Source organism: Streptomyces plumbidurans (assembly GCF_019857225.1).
Classification (GTDB): Bacteria; Actinomycetota; Actinomycetes; order Streptomycetales; family Streptomycetaceae; genus Streptomyces; species Streptomyces plumbidurans.
The window spans coordinates 1-1,318 of sequence record NZ_JAFJSY010000161.1 but is presented as its reverse complement, the minus strand read 5'-3'; the positions used below and the strand labels follow the sequence as shown (position 1 = coordinate 1,318).

The following is a 1,318-nucleotide window of genomic DNA, read 5'->3' as shown; positions in this document are numbered from 1 at the left end:
GGTGGGAGTCCTCATCTCGAAGCAGGCTTCCCGCTTAGATGCTTTCAGCGGTTATCCCTCCCGAACGTAGCCAACCAGCCATGCCCTTGGCAGGACAACTGGCACACCAGAGGTTCGTCCGTCCCGGTCCTCTCGTACTAGGGACAGCCCTTCTCAAGACTCCTACGCGCACAGCGGATAGGGACCGAACTGTCTCACGACGTTCTAAACCCAGCTCGCGTACCGCTTTAATGGGCGAACAGCCCAACCCTTGGGACCGACTCCAGCCCCAGGATGCGACGAGCCGACATCGAGGTGCCAAACCATCCCGTCGATATGGACTCTTGGGGAAGATCAGCCTGTTATCCCCGGGGTACCTTTTATCCGTTGAGCGACGGCGCTTCCACAAGCCACCGCCGGATCACTAGTCCCGACTTTCGTCCCTGCTCGACCCGTCGGTCTCACAGTCAAGCTCCCTTGTGCACTTACACTCAACACCTGATTGCCAACCAGGCTGAGGGAACCTTTGGGCGCCTCCGTTACTCTTTAGGAGGCAACCGCCCCAGTTAAACTACCCATCAGACACTGTCCCTGATCCGGATCACGGACCCAGGTTAGACATCCAGCACGACCAGACTGGTATTTCAACGACGACTCCCCCTGAACTGGCGTCCAGAGTTCACAGTCTCCCAGCTATCCTACACAAGCCGAACCGAACACCAATATCAAACTGTAGTAAAGGTCCCGGGGTCTTTCCGTCCTGCTGCGCGAAACGAGCATCTTTACTCGTAGTGCAATTTCACCGGGCCTATGGTTGAGACAGTCGAGAAGTCGTTACGCCATTCGTGCAGGTCGGAACTTACCCGACAAGGAATTTCGCTACCTTAGGATGGTTATAGTTACCACCGCCGTTTACTGGCGCTTAAGTTCTCAGCTTCGCCACACCGAAATGTGACTAACCGGTCCCCTTAACGTTCCAGCACCGGGCAGGCGTCAGTCCGTATACATCGCCTTACGGCTTCGCACGGACCTGTGTTTTTAGTAAACAGTCGCTTCTCGCTGGTCTCTGCGGCCACCCCCAGCTCAGACAGTAAATGTCATCACCGGTGATGGCCCCCCTTCTCCCGAAGTTACGGGGGCATTTTGCCGAGTTCCTTAACCATAGTTCACCCGAACGCCTCGGTATTCTCTACCAGACCACCTGAGTCGGTTTAGGGTACGGGCCGCCATGAAACTCGCTAGAGGCTTTTCTCGACAGCATAGGATCATCCACTTCACCACAATCGGCTCGGCATCAGGTCTCACCCTGTGTGAGCGGCGGATTTACCTACCACTCGGG

1 rRNA gene is annotated in these 1,318 nt (G+C 56.2%); it reads right to left on the bottom strand.

From position 1 onward, the window contains the following. Positions 1-1,318: ribosomal RNA gene (locus tag JYK17_RS40140) — 23S ribosomal RNA — on the bottom strand; the annotation flags it as partial.